Source organism: Butyricicoccus pullicaecorum, from assembly GCF_002160355.1.
Lineage (GTDB): Bacteria > Bacillota > Clostridia > Oscillospirales > Butyricicoccaceae > Butyricicoccus > Butyricicoccus pullicaecorum.
The window spans coordinates 1-16,214 of record NZ_NFKK01000008.1 but is presented as its reverse complement, the minus strand read 5'-3'; the positions used below and the strand labels follow the sequence as shown (position 1 = coordinate 16,214).

The 16,214-nt window shown below is 57.2% G+C and carries 14 protein-coding genes and 2 pseudogenes; 5 read left to right on the top strand and 11 right to left on the bottom strand.

Annotation, left to right across the window (positions count from 1 at the left end):
• Positions 1-43: 43 nt before the first annotated feature.
• The gene (locus B5F17_RS07935) at positions 44-1,291 is read right to left on the bottom strand and encodes a sensor histidine kinase (protein ID WP_087372742.1); all 1,248 of its coding nucleotides are present in this window, start codon (positions 1,289-1,291) and stop codon (positions 44-46) included.
• The gene (locus B5F17_RS07930; RefSeq protein ID WP_087372739.1) at positions 1,279-1,941 is read right to left on the bottom strand and encodes a response regulator transcription factor; all 663 of its coding nucleotides are present in this window, start codon (positions 1,939-1,941) and stop codon (positions 1,279-1,281) included. The genes B5F17_RS07935 and B5F17_RS07930 overlap by 13 nt, the downstream gene beginning before the upstream one ends.
• A gap of 194 nt (positions 1,942-2,135) precedes the next feature.
• On the opposite strand from B5F17_RS07930, the gene B5F17_RS07925 reads away from it, so the two are divergent.
• From B5F17_RS07925 to B5F17_RS07905, 5 genes are all read left to right on the top strand, one after another.
• Positions 2,136-2,492, top strand: a complete 357-nt coding sequence (locus tag B5F17_RS07925; protein ID WP_087235150.1) for a helix-turn-helix transcriptional regulator — start codon at positions 2,136-2,138, stop codon at positions 2,490-2,492.
• Between the two features lie 255 nt (positions 2,493-2,747).
• Positions 2,748-3,077, top strand: coding sequence for a plasmid mobilization protein (locus tag B5F17_RS07920; protein WP_087372734.1), 330 nt, complete (start codon positions 2,748-2,750; stop codon positions 3,075-3,077).
• Positions 3,038-4,387 (top strand): relaxase/mobilization nuclease domain-containing protein, encoded by a 1,350-nt coding sequence (locus B5F17_RS07915; RefSeq protein WP_087372731.1) that lies wholly within the window; start codon positions 3,038-3,040, stop codon positions 4,385-4,387. Before B5F17_RS07920 ends, B5F17_RS07915 begins: the two co-directional genes overlap by 40 nt.
• 91 nt (positions 4,388-4,478) lie before the next feature.
• Entirely contained in the window at positions 4,479-4,811 is a 333-nt protein-coding gene (locus B5F17_RS07910) for a DUF6050 family protein (protein WP_087372728.1), read from the top strand.
• A gap of 337 nt (positions 4,812-5,148) precedes the next feature.
• Positions 5,149-6,657, top strand: a complete 1,509-nt coding sequence (locus B5F17_RS07905; protein WP_087372724.1) for an RNA-directed DNA polymerase — start codon at positions 5,149-5,151, stop codon at positions 6,655-6,657.
• A gap of 354 nt (positions 6,658-7,011) precedes the next feature.
• On the opposite strand, the gene B5F17_RS07895 is transcribed toward B5F17_RS07905, so the two are convergent.
• The 9 genes and pseudogenes from B5F17_RS07895 to B5F17_RS07855 all read right to left on the bottom strand — a co-directional run.
• On the bottom strand, positions 7,012-8,871 hold the full coding sequence (locus B5F17_RS07895; RefSeq protein ID WP_087372718.1) for an antirestriction protein ArdA: 1,860 nt from the start codon (positions 8,869-8,871) through the stop codon (positions 7,012-7,014).
• 12 nt (positions 8,872-8,883) lie between these two features.
• Positions 8,884-9,420: a hypothetical protein gene (locus tag B5F17_RS07890; protein WP_206396708.1), complete on the bottom strand. Its 537-nt coding sequence runs from the start codon at positions 9,418-9,420 to the stop codon at positions 8,884-8,886.
• Entirely contained in the window at positions 9,407-11,506 is a 2,100-nt protein-coding gene (locus B5F17_RS07885) for a type IA DNA topoisomerase (protein WP_087372715.1), read from the bottom strand. Before B5F17_RS07885 ends, B5F17_RS07890 begins: the two co-directional genes overlap by 14 nt.
• A pseudogene (locus B5F17_RS15310) lies at positions 11,503-12,057 on the bottom strand (DUF4366 domain-containing protein); the annotation flags it as partial. The gene B5F17_RS07885 and the pseudogene B5F17_RS15310, both read right to left, overlap by 4 nt.
• A gap of 111 nt (positions 12,058-12,168) precedes the next feature.
• Positions 12,169-12,681: pseudogene (locus tag B5F17_RS15305) on the bottom strand (SH3 domain-containing protein); the annotation flags it as partial.
• Positions 12,671-12,952, bottom strand: a complete 282-nt coding sequence (locus B5F17_RS07870; RefSeq protein WP_071430338.1) for a DUF4315 family protein — start codon at positions 12,950-12,952, stop codon at positions 12,671-12,673. The gene B5F17_RS07870 and the pseudogene B5F17_RS15305, both read right to left, overlap by 11 nt.
• Entirely contained in the window at positions 12,939-13,697 is a 759-nt protein-coding gene (locus B5F17_RS07865) for an adenine nucleotide alpha hydrolase family protein (protein WP_456236534.1), read from the bottom strand. Before B5F17_RS07865 ends, B5F17_RS07870 begins: the two co-directional genes overlap by 14 nt.
• Positions 13,697-15,595, bottom strand: coding sequence for a C40 family peptidase (locus tag B5F17_RS07860; protein ID WP_087372712.1), 1,899 nt, complete (start codon positions 15,593-15,595; stop codon positions 13,697-13,699). The genes B5F17_RS07865 and B5F17_RS07860 overlap by 1 nt, the downstream gene beginning before the upstream one ends.
• A gap of 149 nt (positions 15,596-15,744) precedes the next feature.
• A partial coding sequence (locus B5F17_RS07855; protein ID WP_407922588.1) for a hypothetical protein occupies positions 15,745-16,214 on the bottom strand: 470 nt, incomplete at its 5' end.

The following is a 16,214-nucleotide window of genomic DNA, read 5'->3' as shown; positions in this document are numbered from 1 at the left end:
CGTTAGGATAAGGAGAGCATAATTGGAAAAGGTCTACGATTGGTCAATCGGCATCAATTTTTTCCGCTAGTATCTGCATTTCTACGCAAGCTCCGTTGTTATTGCTCAGAGAGAGCGTTCCACCCTGTTTCTGACAGAGGGTGTTGCAAATCGAGAGGCCAAGCCCGAAGTGGTCATTTTCCGTATTTTCCTTGTAAAACGGCCTCGTGGCGGAGCGAAGGGATTCTTCTGAAAAGCCCTTCCCATCATCATGTACTTGAATTGTAAGCAGACCTTCTTGCCACCCGGCCTTTAATGTGATCTCACGGCGGGCGAAGCGCAGGGCATTAGAAATCACATTGTCGATCATACGATGTACCAAGATCCCATCCAGCATGACCTGAATATCCGGGACCCCACTAATATCCATAGAGAATTGAAGCTGGTGCTGCTGCGCTAAAACGGCGTATTCGTCCTCCTGTTCCTCAAAAAATTTCTGCAAAGAGCAAGATGTTGGCTTCACTGGGATGGCGTCCATCGCCTGTATCTCGCGCACCTGGTTTGCATACTGTTCCAGTCGGTCTGTTGCCAAAGAAAGATTGCGGATCGTGTCCATCAGTTTGTCCTCGCTGATGCGTCCAAGCGGAACATTATGCGAGAGATATTCTGTGTAGCCCTTCATCACGGTGATGGGGGTACGGAGGTCATGGGCGATGGAGGCGCTGAGCTTGCGCCGCTCCTCCATCATAGCCCAAGTCTCTTGATTATTTTTTAGGAGGGCGGCCCGCATGGTGTCCATCGCCCGACAGAGTTCACCCATTTCGTCCGAAGCGGGATAATCCAAACAAAAATCCAGGTCGCTCTGTGATATGCGGTCGGCGCTCTGTAAGAGTAACGATAGCGGCTGTTTCAGTTTGATGGAATAGAACATCCAGGCGCAGAAAATCGTACCAAGCACGAAAAGCAAGGTCGGCACCAGGACTACGGCTGCTTTTGCCGCATAGTAGGCAACCCGTTGTGTATCGCTCAGGTTGGCGATTTGGTACTCGGTGGATAAGATCACAAGCTGTCCATTTTCCCCTGGGACGATCTGTTCATCATCTGCAATCACCAGGTTATATTCATCCTTAGTCTCTTGGGGCGGTAACACCTGGTAGTCAGTCACACTTTCCAAGATTTGATTTTGCACGTTGACACAGGTAAAAATGGTTACTGCTGAAATACCAGCTACAAGCACCGCCATAACAAGGACAAGTGATACAAAAGCTCGGCGGAGAGGCATGGAGCGAAGCCAGTGTTTTATTTTGCCCATTTATAGCCGCACCCCCAGACTGTTTCAATATACTGCGCCCCCAGCTTGTTTCGGATGCGGCGGATGTGTTCCTTCACCACAGCATTGTCAGCGGTGCCGTCAAAGCCCCGCACCTGTTCATAAATTGTTTCCCGGCTGAACACTTGTCCAGGGTGGAGGGAAAGCAGTTCCACGATGTCAAATTCCACCTTGGAAAGTTCTATGGGCTGGCCATTTCGTGAGACGGTCCTTGCGGCGTAGTCCACCACAATGTCTCCAAAGCCTCGTACACTGATTTTTTGCTGGATGCGGCTCTCCCTGCGCAGATGGGCTTCCACCCGAGCGGTCAGTTCTGCCAGACTGAACGGTTTCAAAATGTAATCATCACCGCCTGCCCGCAGACCAGCTACACGGTCCGCCTCCTCAATCCGGGCGGTCAAAAATAAGATGGGGCAGGCCACATGGTCACGGATCGCCCGGCACAATTCAAGGCCATCCATCCCCGGCATATTGATGTCCAGCAGAATAATATCCGGCTGCTGGGTCAGCTTTTGCAGGGCCTCCTCGCCGCTTTTTGCCGTGATTACTTGATACTGTTCCATTTCAAATTGATCCCGCAGCATATCTAAAATCATTTGCTCATCATCTATGACCATAATCGTATAGTTCATGGTTTCACCTCGCTCGTTGGTATCATAATAGGGAAAAGTCTATAATTGGTCAAATTTGCTCTCTATTACAATTATATACTACATACGCAATTCTGACAGCCCACAAAATATGAATTATATTGGCTATATAGAGGAATTGTATAGACATATTCAGTGCAAAAAAGGAACAGTACAATGTAACTGGGTGAATGAATATGTCAAAGAGACCAGTAAAGAAAATCGACTTCCGCCCGTATGGGGCGGCAATCAAAAAAGCAAGAACCGGGCGCAAGGAATCCCGCAACAAGGTGGGAAATGAGATGTTCCTCTCTCCCCGATACCTGGCAAACATAGAGAACAAAGGGCAGCACCCAAGCGTTCAAATCTTTTTGGAGCTTATGGCGCGCTATCATGTTTCCGTGGATCAAATCCTTTTCGGGGAGGCAGTGGACGGAAAGACCACGGCACGCCGCCAGCTTGACGCCCTGGCCGATGACCTGAATGATACGGAAATCGGAATCATTATAGCAACAGCGCGGGCCCTTCTGGACGCCAGAGAGAAGGGGGAATAGCTGTGTTCCCGGTACAACTGAACAGGGTATGAAAGACGCTATGAACGGATAAAGTTTGTAGCGTTTTTTCTTTTTCAGAAGGTAGCCAAATTCTCCGTTTCCGTATTACTAAAGTACGAAAAGAGTAACGATAGCAAGCACAGCAAGTGTAGCCACACTTGCGAATTTTCGGTTTAGGGAACCCCTTGCCCCTAAACACAAAAATTGCTTGCTGGGATAGTCCCAGACCCTTATGAGGAAACGGAGGCACATGCTATGGCAAATCGCAAACGGCCCATCGTCCTGCGCTGCCCGGTGACAGCAGAGGAACGGGCGCTGATTGAGCAGAAGATGGCCCAGCTCCACACAAAGCGGATCGGCGCCTATCTCCGCAAAATGGCGATTGATGGGTACATCATCCAGGTGGACACCACCGACATCAAGGAGATGACCCGCGTTCTCTCCGCCATCGGCCGGAACATCAACCAAATCGCCAAGCGGTTGAATGCCGGCGGTCCTGCCTACCAGGCCGACATGGAGGAGATCCGGGAGAGGATGGAGCAGATATGGCAGTTACAAAGACGCATCCTATTAAGTCAACGCTGAAAGCGGCCATTGACTATATCTGCAATCCCGACAAGACGGACGGGAAGCTGCTGGTGTCCTCCTTCGGCTGCTCCGCAGAGACCGCCGACATCGAATTTGCCTGGACCCGCCGCCATGCCATCGACAAGGGCACGAACCTGGGCCGGCACCTCATCCAGGCGTTTGAGCCTGGGGAGGTCACGCCGGAGGAAGCCCACCGGATCGGCATGGAGCTGGCGCGGGAGGTCCTGGGCGGCAAATATGAATTTGTCCTCACCACCCACATAGACAAAGACCACGTTCATAACCACCTGATTTTCAATGCGGTCAGCTTTCAGGACCACAAGCACTATCACTCCAATAAGCGGAGCTATCACTTCATCCGCCGCACCAGCGACCAGATCTGCAAGGAACACGGCCTGTCCGTCATCGTTCCCGGCAGGGACAAGGGCAAGAGCTACATTGAGCACCAGGCAGAACAGAACGGCACCAGCTACAAGGCGAAGCTGCGTGCCGCCATTGACCGGCTCCTGCCCGGCTGCTCCGACCTGGAGGACCTGCTCCGCCGCCTTCAGCGGGAAGGGTACGAGCTGAAACGGGGCAAGTACATATCCGCCAGGGCTCCGGGCCAAGAGCGGTTCACCCGATTGAAAACCCTGGGCGCCGATTATGCCGAGGAGGCCCTGACCGCCCGGATCGCCGGAAGGCCCAGGCCCTCCCGCCAGCCGCAGCAGCGCACCGGGAAGCCCAGCCTGCTCATCGACATCCAGAACAATCTCAAAGCCCAGCAGAGCGCCGGCTATAAGCACTGGGCGACCATCGAGAATTTGAAACGGGCCGCTGAAACGCTGAACTTCCTGACCGAACATGGGATCTCCAGCTACGAGGAGCTGGCTGAGCGTTGCGACGGGGCGGTGGCCGCCACCGCCAGAGTGAAGGCGGACCTTCGGGCAACGGAGAAGGAAATGGAGCGGCTGACTCTCACCATGAAGCACGCCGCCACCTACCGCCAGCTCCGTCCCCTGTATGACCAATACCGCCAGTCTAGGGACAAGGAGAAATTCCTCCGGGGGCATGAGGGGGAAATCATCCTGTTTGAGGCGGCGGCAAGGGAACTGAAACGCCTGGACGCGGTACCCCTGCCCGCCACCCAGCGGCTCCGAGCCGAGATGGACGAGCTCACCGCCAGGAAGGCCGCCCTGCAATCGGAATATAGGAAAGCCCAGCGGGAGGAACGGGAGTACGACACCCTCCGCCAGAACGTGGAGGCCTTGCTGGAAAAGCCGCGGGAGGCCGAACCGCAGAGACAGCGAAATAACGAACTGGAATAGCGGCAATTGTACGCCTTTACCAGACTTTTCACCCCCCTGGGCGCGTTTTAATTTTCCCGGTATAATGGAGGCAGGAATGGAGGTGCCGCCAATGACGAGAACCGAGGCCATCAAGGAATTTTTCAAGAAGGCAGTTTTGCCCGTTGCCATCGCCGGGCTGCTGTACTGCATTTTCAAATCCGCCTGCATCAGGAATGGAGAGCTGGATCTTCTCTGGCTCTGGATACTCTGCGGTCTGCCCTTCGGCATCCATCGGATGTGCGTCTGGATCGTGCCGGGCGGCGGCTCTCTGGGCGGCGGCGCCGCGCTGTTCGCGCTGAATTTCATCATCGGCGGCCTCATCGGGGGCTTCGTCCTGGTCTGGTGCCTGCTGGTGGCGGCGTGGTATGTGCCCCTCACCATCTACCGCCTGATCGTGGGATGACCGCACTATGGAAATGTGGAAAACGGCCGCTCCGCCGATGGAAAACAGACATTCACGGCCCGATGGAAAAGCCGCTGGCTTTCCCACAGCCCGCAAACATCGTTTCCCACAGCTCCACAAGCATGACCGTTTACGCACATTCCCACAGCGCCTACTACGGCGAATATCTTTCCTATCCTGTCCTATCCGATCCTGATTGAAAGAGAAAAAAGAGAACAAAAAAGAAGCGGGAGCATCACCCTCGGCTCAAACCGAAGGCGGCGCTCCCACTTTCACTTTTAATGCGTAGAACGGTGTGATATAATGATTATTATTAGGGTGTTAGGGGGGAACTCGTTTGCTAAAAAGTTATGCAGATATTATGAATGATATTTCTTCTGATGAACTATACAGAAGATTACTTGCATATGGGCTTTTTACAGAAAAGCTCCCTCCCATTTTAAGCTCCGAGGCATTCTACAATTATTGCACGACCCTCAAGACACCGTTTTCTGATGGGTGGAGGCAATACATTTATCACGAAAGCATGAGAAATATAAATGTGCCGCGTCCATTGGGAATTCCCAATCCAATGGCCTACCAGAAATTGTGTCAATGTCTTGCGGATAATTGGGACAAACTGAAAACTCACTTTTCAAATCAAACTTTAAATCAAGATTATAAAATCAGTCGAATTCACATTCGGAAGCTCGAAAAAAACAATGCGCTTTTTTCAATGAGCTATTCTAATTGGAAAAGAGATGGAACTCCTGAGCCGGACTTGCTGATTGGAAACAGGTACATTGTCAAAGCGGATATTTCAACCTGTTTTCCGAGTATTTATACTCATGCAATTCCTTGGGCGTTGGTTGGAAAAACATATGCGAAAGCACACAGCAGGAAAAGTGACCAGTCAGAGTGGTATAATCAAATTGACCATTTTACGCAGAATTGTAAAAACGGAGAAACCCACGGCTTGCTAATTGGTCCTCATGCTTCAAATCTTTTATCGGAGTTAATCTTGACCGTTATTGACAAACGCCTTTATGATGCCGGTTGGAGATACATCAGAAATATTGACGATTATACCTGCTATGTAACCACATATGAAGATGGACAGAAATTTTTGATTGCATTGGGAGAAGAACTTCGTGATTTTGATCTTTCCTTAAATTTTAAAAAAACGGAAATTCAGGAACTTCCCGTTGCATCTGTTGAACAATGGGTTCGCAAAATAAACTCTGTATCAATTATGCAACGGAATGGGAAACTGGATTTTATCGGTGCCAGAGCATATTTAGATTCAGCTATCGAACTGATGCAAAGCAATAAAATGAACTCGGCCATACTGAACTATGCAATCAAAGTATTAGCTGGACAAGAGCTAACTCCCAATGCTAAAGAGTATTGCGTAAAAACTATATTCCATCTTTGCCTTATATATCCTTATTTAGTCCCTTTGCTTGAGAAAAATGTTTTTGAAAAATTTTCTGTCTCAAGTGTAGAAATTAAAAACCTATCCCAAAAATTGTTTGAGAAGGGATTGGACGAAAAGAATTATGAGCTAATATGCTATGCACTATATTTCTCACTCAAATATGACTTTGAAATTGTTAAAGTCGATCCAGACGAAGCTATCGCCAGTAATTCATGCCTGTTCAAACTTTTTTCCTTTTTGTATTTTAAGAAGCATTCCAATGGTGCTGCCAATAAAAAGATGAAGGATCATGCCCGTAGTCTGGCTACAAATGAGGATGATTTTAATAGGAATTGGCTATTCGTCTATGAAAGTCTCCCGCAAAGTGATTTGAAAGGCGAATGGAAACCTCTTAAAAAGGCCGGAGTATCCTTTGTAAAATATCCATAAAAGAAGCGAGAGCGTCTCCCTCGGCCCAAACCGAAGGCGGCGCTCCCGCTCTGCTATGGAAAAGTGTTCAAAACAACCTCTTTACGCCCCTCAAATCAGAGGGAGAGGCCCGTATGGGAAAAACCATAAGGGCGGCTCCCGGAAAAGCCGCCACAGACGATTTTTCAGCCCATTTTCAACCCCTATCCCCACACTTTTTCGAGCGTGCGGACTGGTAATGGGGACAGGCGATGAGGTCCGCCCGGAAGCTCTGCTTGCAGGGATGGACACAGCCCTTGCAGATCTTGTTGTACCTGCGGCGGCCGTTTTCCCCCAGGAAGAAGGACCACTCCAGCCGCCACTTCTTGCTCCGGCTCATAGGTCATGCTCCGGGGGCTTCTTCTGCTGAACCTTGTCCGGGGGCTTGCGCTCGCCGCACTCCCGTTTGGCCTCCGCCAGCCGCTCCCGGATGGAGGGCTTCTTCTCCGGCGTGGTCCTGCGCGCCTCACCCTGGGCCTTCTCCAGCTCCTCACCCCTGCGGCCGTTGTTCAGCACCCCGTCGATCATCCCGTAGTCGTCCTCCAGGGTCATCTCGGCGGTGCGGAGAGGGTTCTCCGGCTCCACCGGCAGGGCGATGATCTGCCCGTTCAGACTGATGAACTGCTCCGGCTGTTTGAAGTGTTCCGTGTACTTCTGCACCTGCTCCGGGGTCAGGGAGGTGAAGCTGTCCTCACTCAGCCCCACCACCAGGAAGGTTCCGGCCATGACGTCATAAATCTCCCCATGCTCATCCCGCAGGCCCCGGTTCAGCTCCAGACCGATGAGCTTGCCCTCATCGTTACAGACCAGCCCCACCGGGTCGGAGAAGGGATAGGTGGCGGCAATATCGCCGCCCACTTCCGCCTGTAACGAATGGAGGCCGTGGTCGATCTCCTTCACATAGGGCTCCTTCATGGGCTCCACCACCAGGACGGTCATCTTCTCCGGGGCGGTGTGCTCCTGGGCCTCCTTGCTGCGGATAGCAAAGGCGCGGGAACCGTTGCCCATGATGAGGTACTTCCCATCGTCAGACTGATGGTGGAAGCCGTACCCAGCCGCCTCCATCTGCTCCCGGCTCATATCCGTCACATAGAAGGTCCCCCTGGGGGTCCGTACCGTTTCGCCGGTCTCCCGGTCATCCGGGGAGGGCGCCGGGGTCTGCCCGGACAGCTCCGCCTCATACTCCCGGCCCGCCTGCTCCGCAAAGGCCAGCATCTCGTCCGCATGGGACTTGTCCGGGTTCTGGATGGCCTCCCGGATTACCGCCGGATCAAAGTCAAGAAATTCCTCATACCCGGTGGCGTCTTTGAACTTCTCGATCTCCGAAGGCAGGTAGTCCTCCTGGGTCTGCCCCAGGGCGGCCAGCTTCTCATCCAGTGCGGAAATGCGGCCGGCCATCAGGTTCTCGTAGATTTCTTCTTTCGCCGCGTGCTCCTCCGGGTGCTCGGCGGCGTACTGCGGGTCGTGCTGGCGGAAGAACTCGTCCATATCGTAGGCGATGTCCATCGCCCACTCGGATTTTTCCTCCTCGGTCAGCTCCTCCGTGTCCTGGAAGGTCATCACCCGGTATTCCTCCGGGATGCTGCCATGCTCCCCGTCGTAATACTCATGGAAGCTGCTCCCGGTATCCCGCACATACCCCAGGTCGGTGAACTCGCCACCTTCCTCCAAGGCGATGTCCCGGCCGTAGGCCTCATAGTCGATGTAGTTCCGCAGGTGCTCCGGCACCTGCATGGCGTCCAGCTCCTCGATGTAATACCGGCCCAGGTCGTCGTGGTCGTGGATGTCGGGGTAAATGTCGTAGCAGTCCAGGTTCTCGGTCAGGTTGATGATCTCCTGCAGGCTGCCCGAATGGTCGCCGATCTCCATCGCCGCCTGGAACTGCTCATACTCGCCCTGGCTCATCTCGTCCAGTTTGGAGGCCAGATAGTTGAGCTCGTCCAGGCTCTCATACTCGCCCAGCTTGTCATAGAGGCCGTCCACATAGCAGTCATAGTCAGTGATGAACCACTCCTCGTAGGGCTGGCCGAAGTCGTCCTTCTGCCCAATGCCGATCCGTTCAAACACCTTCTGCATCTCCTCCGGTGTGGTGGGGAACTTTACCCATTCGCCCACCAGGTCGCCCTCGTTGTACTTGCCCAGGTTGGTGATGAAGGCGGCAAAGGGATAGTCCTTGTCATATTCATAATGGGGCATATACGCACCTCCTTACAGCTCCGGCTCAGACTTCCCCTTGCGGGGCGCCTGGGCCTTATTCTTGTTTCTGCACTCCTGCCTGCTCTGTTCCAGACGCTCCCTGATGGAGGGCTTGCGGTCCGCCTGCTTCGCCTGGGGGCGGCCGTGCTGCCACTCATCCCCAGACAGCGTTAAATATCCCCGGCTGGTGAAGCAGCCCTGTTCCTCCTGCACGGCGTATTTGCCGAAGGGAACCGGGTCAATGGCGTCCAGCAGTTCCGGGGGCAAAAGGGTGTCCAGATGCTGCGCCAAGTAGCGCCAGCCCACATCCTCCACCTTACTGATGTTGGCCTCCAGGACGAAATACTCGGTATTGGCGGGAAATTCCCGGAACTGTTCCAGAGTGGTCAGCCGGAAGGGGGACTCCTGCACAGCGGCCAGGAGCCCCCGATCCTCCAGGGAAAGAGTGGACAGCGCCCGAAGCGCCGCCTCCTGCTCTGCGGAACTCCCCTCCTGGGGGAGCATCGCTTTCAGATCATTCAGGGAAATATCCGATTTACTTTTTGCCATTCACGCCCTCCTTCCGTTTGGGGAACTCCAGCTTGAAGCGGACATACTTCTCGCCGGTATCATCCAGCACCACCACCGCGTCATAGGCGGCGCCCTTCTTTTCAGACCACATCCCCTTGACGGAGGTACGGCCCTTCTTCAAAAGGTCGGCGGCCATCTTCTTTGTCAGCTCCTTTTTGCGGGAGGTCCAGAAGCGGTCGTCCTTCCATAGGACAAAGCGGCAGGAGCGGTCGGAGCAGTAAAAATTCTTCTTGCCCTCATAGACCGGCTTTCCGCAGCGGGGGCAGAGGCCCACGGCCTCCCGCTCTGGGGCAAACAGCTTCTGCCCCTCCTCGGAGATGTGGGAATAGGTTTTCACCAGCTCCCGCGCCATGTCAGAGATCCCCGCCAGGAAGGCGGCGGGGTCGCCTTCGCCCCTGGCGATGGTGGTCAGCTTCTGCTCCCACTCCGCCGTAAGCATGGGAGAGGTCAGCGTATCCGGCAGGACGGTGACCAGGTTGATCCCCGCCTTGGTGGGGATGAGGCTTTTTCCCCTGCGCTCCACAAACCCGGCCGCCACCAGCTTTTCCAGGATCTCCGCCCTGGTGGCCGGGGTGCCCAGGCCCTTGCGTTCGGCGTCCTCCGGCATATCCTCTTTTCCGGCAGTCTCCATCGCCGCCAGGAGGGTGTCCTCCGTGTACGCCTTGGGCGGGGCGGTGAAGTGTTCGGTGACAGCGGCTTCCACCTGGTCAAAAAGTTGACCCTCGGTGAAGTCCGGCAGGGCGGCGGGTTCCGCCTCGTCCTCCGGCTGCTCCTTCAGGGAAGCGCGGAAAATGTGGTCGATCTCACGCCAGCCCTCGGAGAGGATGTGCCGCCCCTTGGCGGTGAAGGTGTGCCCGCCGCAGGTAAAGGCGGCCGTGACAGCCTCGTACACATAGGGCTCCGCCGCCGCGCACAGCAGCTCCCGGCACACCAGCAAAAGAAGGTTCCGCTCACCCACGGGCAGAGCGGACAGGTCGCCCTTCTCCAGCTCCAGGGTGGGGAGAATGGCGTGGTGGTCAGACACCTTCTTGTCATTTACCAGCAGGGACACATCCGGGAAGAACTCCCCGCACCCGTCAAAGGGCGGCACCTTGGCCGCCAGGTGGAGGACCGCCGAAGCGGTCTCCGCCATGTCGGCGGTCAAAAACCGGCTGTCCGTCCGGGGATAGGTCAGCAGCTTCTTCTCGTAGAGGGATTGCGCGTAGTCCAAAGTCTGCTTCGCCGTGTAGCCGAACACCCGGTTTGCCTCCCGCTGCAAGGTGGTCAGGTCGTAGAGCTTGGGCGGCGACTCTTTCTTCTGTTCACGGGTGACGGAAGCGCAGACCGCTTCCGCGCCGGCGCAGGCCGCCCGCAGGGCCTCCGCCTCCGCCGGGGAGGTGATCCGCTCGCTGACCGCCTCGGCCCCGCCCAGAGTCAGGCGCACATGGTGGTACTTCTCTTTGCGGAACATTGTGATTTTGCTGTCCCGGTCCACCAGCATGGCAAGGGTGGGCGTCTGCACCCGCCCTACATTCAGGGTGCGGTGGTAGAGGACGGAGAACAGCCGGGTGGCGTTGATCCCGATGAGCCAGTCGGCTTTCTGGCGGCAGAGGGCGGACTGATACAGCGGGTCATACTCGGCGCCGGGGCGCAGGTCAGCGAAGCCCTCCCGGATCGCCGCGTCCTCCATCGAGGAGATCCACAGACGGGAGAAGGGCTTCCGGCATCCCGCCATCTCATAGACCAGCCGGAAGATGAGCTCGCCCTCCCGCCCGGCGTCGCAGGCGTTGACCAGCTCGGTGACATCCTCCCGGTCCATAAGGCGTTTCAGGTTCTGGAAGGCGTCCTCCTTGTCCTTCGCCAGCACATAGCGGAAGGGCTCCGGCAGGATGGGAAGGTCGTCATACTTCCACTTCTTATAGCCGGGGTTGTACCCAGCCGCGTCCATCGGGGACACCAGATGCCCCACGCACCAGGAAACGATGAGCCCATTCCCCTCAAAACAGCCATCGGCCCTGGATGTGACACCCAGGGCCGACGCAACGGCTTTTGCAACACTCGGTTTCTCGCAGATCACCAGCTTCATTTCGTATCCTCCATTTCTTCCTCCGGTTCCGGTTCGTCCTCGTTGATATACTCCTCCTCATCCGCAAAATCATAGTCGTCCGGGTCTGCGCTGACCTTGGACGCCTGCTTGGGACGGATAAACTTGATATAGGCGAAGGCTCCGCCGCCGCCCAGCACCACCAGCGCCAGGACCAGCGCCAGGGCGCCCATGCCCCCGGACTTCTCCGCCTCCGGCTCCGGTTCGGGTTCCGGCTCCGGCTCCGCGCCGGCGCACTCGGCCATATTCACCGCGCACACCTCGCAGGAGGTGTTCACCGCCCCGGCCTGGCATTTCTCCGTACAGGTGCAGATCGCCGGCGCCTCCTGGGCCTCGCCATCCTCCATCAGTGCCAGGAGGTCCGCCTCGTCCACCTGGTTCAGGAAGTGGACGGTCTGCGCCCCCTCGTCATCCCGGTCGATGATGAGATAGAACACGTTGCCGCCCTTTGTCTCCACCGTGATGAACTGCTTGCCGGAGGATGTCCCGCCCAGGTCGTCAATGAGGGACAGGTTCCCATCCGGGGTCAGGGCTGCCCCTCCGCCCCCGGAGAGGCCGGAGGCGAACAGCTCCAGCAGGGCGGAGAGGTCCGTCCCGTCCAGGGAGAGGGAGAAACTGCCCGTGTCCGTGATGGTCAGGTAGTCGGAATGAACATAGCCCTCCCGCTCCGGCAGAAGCACCTTGACCCATTCGCCCTCGGTGCCGATGACTTCTACCTGCGCCCCATCGGGAAGCTGGGTGAAGGCGTCGTTATCCAGCCCAGCGCCGGTGCGGACATTCAGGTTGCCGCCGCAGGTGGTCACGGTGCCGGTCTGCTGGGTTTCCCATTTCTCCGTGTCAGGGGTGAACAGGATACCGTCCTCGGTGACAGTCACAGTCCCCAGGCCGCCCAGCAGTTCGGTGATCTGGTCCAGGGTGTCCCCGTCTGCCTCCGTGTTATTGTCCGCGCTATCATTGCCGGCGGGATCTTCCTCATCAGTGATAGTGACCTCCGGGGCCTCGGCGTCCTCCGCAGGGTCCGCCTCCGTCCCGGCAGTTTCGGTGTAGTAGGGTTCGCCCTCCCCACCGCCGGCGAAAGCGGGGACAGCAAAGGCCGTGGCACAGAGCGCCACGGCCAGGGCCGCCGTAAACAGGCGGATGATCTTCTTATTCTTCATACTCGGTATCCTCCATCTCATTCTCGCCGGGGTCCGCCGCGGCCTCCGCCTCCATCATGCCCTCCGGCAGGGTGATGAGGCCGCTGGCGTAGGCCTTCAGGAAGGCCGTCAGTTCCCGGTTGTCCATCTTCACCGCCTTGACCATGCGGACGATCTCCAGGTTCTCCTCCTCGGTGAGCTGGGCCTCCAGGGCGCGGAGGCGCTTCTGCTGCTCGGAGATTTTCTCCTTGGTCTTTTCAATGTCACGGCGGATCTTCTCAACAGTTGCCATGTGTGCAAAACTCCTTTCCATATCGTTCTTTCCATGAATAGTTACGGCCCAGGCCCTGGACCGTTTTCAAATTGGGGCGGGCGTTGTCCTCCAGGGCGATGGCCCTTCGGAACAGGTCCGGGTGGTGGTCCCGCAGGTGGATGATCTCCTCCGCCCTCATGCTGGGGCAGAAGAAGCAGGAGGATTTGCCCGGCTGGGGCAGACCCGCATTTTCAATGGCCTGCATACACGCTGCCCGGTCCCATCCCCATTCCATCAGGGGATACCACTTGCTGTACTTGGGGTCGGCCAGGTCGCCCAGCAGCACCTTGTCGCTGCGGTAGCTCTCGCCGGCGTCGTAACCGATGAACTTCACCACCCGTTTCCCGGCCGCCCATACCTTGCGGCAGGGCGGGTAGCGGTTGCAGAACTTGTCCTGCGGCCCGATCTTGTGTTTCAGGGAACACCGCTTGAAACCGTAGGCCATAGAGGGCAGGGTGCCGCTCTGCAAGCACTCCTGCTCCAGGGTCAGCCGCTTGCCGTCCCGCGTGGTCTTGTACACTCTGGTGATGGGCGGCATCCCGTGATCCTTCAGCCAGCGGTCCATGACGTCCAGGTAGGCATAGGTGTGGGGATGCTCCGCCCCGGTATCCGCAAAGAGGATCAGGTCTACCGAAATACGGTGCTGGTGCAGACCGACTAAAAGGGCGGTGCTGTTGACACCGCCCCCATAGGAAACCATATTGATGTGTGTTTCACCTCCCATCAGTTGTACGGCGGCCGGCCGTAGGCATAAAAGTGAGACTGCCAGTAGCTGGTATTCAAATTGGTGTAGGAGATCGGGTCGCCGCAGTGCAGCATCATATTGTCGCCCACATAAATGCCCACATGGGAGATGCCGCTGGTATCGTAGGTCCCCACAAAAAACACCAGATCGCCCGGCTGGGGATCGGATACCGGGGTGGAGATATTGTAGAGCCCCTGGGCACCCAGCCGCCCGGTGTTGCACAGCCCGGTATTGGTCAGCACATAGCTGACGAAGCCGGAGCAGTCGAAGGAGGTCTCCGGGCTGCTCCCGCCCCACACATAGGGATACCCCAGATATTTCTCCGCCTCGGTGATGAGGGTGGCGAACCGTTCATCCGTCAGATACTCGGCGGGGATGTCCCAGGCCGTGGGAGGGTTCTCCACATACTTGCCCACATACCCGGAGGACGGGAACAGGTCCGGCCGGTTGCCCAGGGTGGACATATACACGGCGTACATGGAGAGCTGGTCCTCGCCCATGATATAGACCGGCACATGGGAGAGGTCGAAATTCTCCAGCGTGACGGTGCAGATGTACCAGGTGTAGGGCACCCGGACCGTATAGGAGTTGCCCTCGCTGTCCGTCCGGGTCTCGGTGCGGTAGCGGGTCTCTGTCGTTACCGTTTCCGTGAGGATGTACTGCTTGTCAAAGAGCATTTCCAGATCCCCTTGCACCTCGTCCAGGGTGAACACCCCCTCATGGAGCGCCGACAGGATGGACAGCAGCACATAGGGGTCATGCTCGATCTCATCCAGGTCAAAGTGATACTCGTCATAGTCGTGGGTGCTTTCATAGGTATCCAGATACTCTTGCAGCTCCGCCTCCATCTCGCAGTAGGCGGCCTCGGCCCCGGTCAAGTCCGCGTCCTCCGAAAGATAGGAGGAGCCAACCAGGCCGGAGGTGCCGCCCCCAAACATGGAGGTGCAGGATTGCATCAGGCCCATAATCATCATAAGCATCAGGCCGATCCCGCCCACGATGAGGAGGGTGTGCTTGTTTTTGGTGACGAAACCGCCCAGCTTCTGGGCGATGGTCCCGCCGCCTTTCTTTGCGGCGGAGGCGGCGGTCTGGGACGCCTTGCCCGCGGCCTGGGCCGCGCCGGTCCCTGCCCGGTGGGCGGCGGCGTACTGCTTTTGCAGGCGCTTCTTCTGCCACAGCCGGGAGATGGGATTGCTGGACGCAAGCTGGGGGTTCTCCATAACGGACTTCTGCCAATAGAAATCCGCATTGGCCTTCACCGCTACCTGCTCCGCTTTTGATACATCCCGCCAGGGTTTCAGCTTACAGTTCGCACGCGCCTGGTGGAAGCGGCGGCCGCCATAGCCCACGGCCTTCTCGATCTGCCGCTCCCCCAGGTGGCCAGCCTGAACACCGGAGTTATCGCCCTCCACCTTGCTCACTTCGCCGTGGAGGGTGGACCGTATTTCCTGCACCGGCCGGGACAATGGGTTGCCATGCTCCTTGCCGGGAGGCTTGGCGGGGACAGCAACTTTCGCCGCGTCCAGCCGATCCGCCGCCTTGTCCGACTTGCGGATGGCCTTTTTCAGTTCCGGCGCCGCCTGGTCTGTCTCGGAAAACTGCAAACGGGAGGAAGGGCGGTCCCTGGCCGCCTCGCCCTCCCGAAAGGTGTCGCGCCGCTTTCGCCGCGCCTTTTTTACCTGCCGGCGTTCCCGGTGCCCCACCACCTCGTCCGCCACACGGTTCAATGCCCCCGCCGGTTCATCCGCAGAAGAATAATCCTGCTCCGGGGGGCGATCCGAAATATGGGTAGCCTCGCCAGTTACCAGGTTCACCGAGATGGCCCCGTCATGGGTCATCTTCTGGGCCTCCTTCTCGGAGGCTTTCCATTCCTGCATTTATCCGTCACCTCCTCCATAGGGGCAAATGCTGGCGCAGGCCCCGGTCTCGATCATGGAAATGTAGTGAAAAATGGGATAGGCCTGGGGCGGACAGACCGCGTTGCCCAGAGTTTTCAGCCGCAGGGCCCGATCCTTCGTGTCCTCGGTTATGCGGGGGACGCCCTCCGGCTCGGCGGCCCAGAGGATACGGCCGTCCATCCCTGCGGGAAGCCCATGAGCCATTCCACCCAATCCGGGTTCAGCGCCGCCTTCTCCGAAAGGGGTTTCTCCTGGTGGATGATCTGCGCCGACAGGTTGGCCGCCGGAGATTTGTCCCGGAAGGCCACCGGTTTCAGGGTGGAGCGGTAGCCCTCCGACGCCGCCGGGGTCAGGTAGTACACCGCCGCCGACAGGGACAGGCTCCAGATGGCCCCATCCTTGTTCCTCTTTCGGAAGATCCCATTGTCCGACAGGAACACATCCAGGTTGGCCGCGTCCTTGCAGGTGGATTTGTCGGAGGCAAGGGGCGTGGGAAACATCAGCCGCGACGATAAAAGTTCGCTGGCGCTCATGCCATGCGCCGACGCCGCAAGCCGGAAATACGAATGGGAGAACAGCGTATCCCGCTTTTGCCAGG

Excerpts from the sequence above, each read along its gene's own strand:
- B5F17_RS07925 (WP_087235150.1), top strand. The coding sequence starts at position 2,136 with ATGTCAAAGAGACCAGTAAAGAAAATCGACTTCCGCCCGTATGGGGCG.
- B5F17_RS07910 (WP_087372728.1), top strand. The coding sequence starts at position 4,479 with ATGACGAGAACCGAGGCCATCAAGGAATTTTTCAAGAAGGCAGTTTTG.
- B5F17_RS07890 (WP_206396708.1), bottom strand. The coding sequence starts at position 9,420 with ATGGCAAAAAGTAAATCGGATATTTCCCTGAATGATCTGAAAGCGATG.
- B5F17_RS07920 (WP_087372734.1), top strand. The coding sequence starts at position 2,748 with ATGGCAAATCGCAAACGGCCCATCGTCCTGCGCTGCCCGGTGACAGCA.
- B5F17_RS07860 (WP_087372712.1), bottom strand. The coding sequence starts at position 15,595 with ATGCAGGAATGGAAAGCCTCCGAGAAGGAGGCCCAGAAGATGACCCAT.
- B5F17_RS07935 (WP_087372742.1), bottom strand. The coding sequence starts at position 1,291 with ATGGGCAAAATAAAACACTGGCTTCGCTCCATGCCTCTCCGCCGAGCT.
- B5F17_RS07895 (WP_087372718.1), bottom strand. The coding sequence starts at position 8,871 with ATGCCCCATTATGAATATGACAAGGACTATCCCTTTGCCGCCTTCATC.
- B5F17_RS07870 (WP_071430338.1), bottom strand. The coding sequence starts at position 12,952 with ATGGCAACTGTTGAGAAGATCCGCCGTGACATTGAAAAGACCAAGGAG.
- B5F17_RS07930 (WP_087372739.1), bottom strand. The coding sequence starts at position 1,941 with ATGAACTATACGATTATGGTCATAGATGATGAGCAAATGATTTTAGAT.
- B5F17_RS07915 (WP_087372731.1), top strand. The coding sequence starts at position 3,038 with ATGGCAGTTACAAAGACGCATCCTATTAAGTCAACGCTGAAAGCGGCC.
- B5F17_RS07885 (WP_087372715.1), bottom strand. The coding sequence starts at position 11,506 with ATGAAGCTGGTGATCTGCGAGAAACCGAGTGTTGCAAAAGCCGTTGCG.
- B5F17_RS07865 (WP_456236534.1), bottom strand. The coding sequence starts at position 13,697 with ATGGGAGGTGAAACACACATCAATATGGTTTCCTATGGGGGCGGTGTC.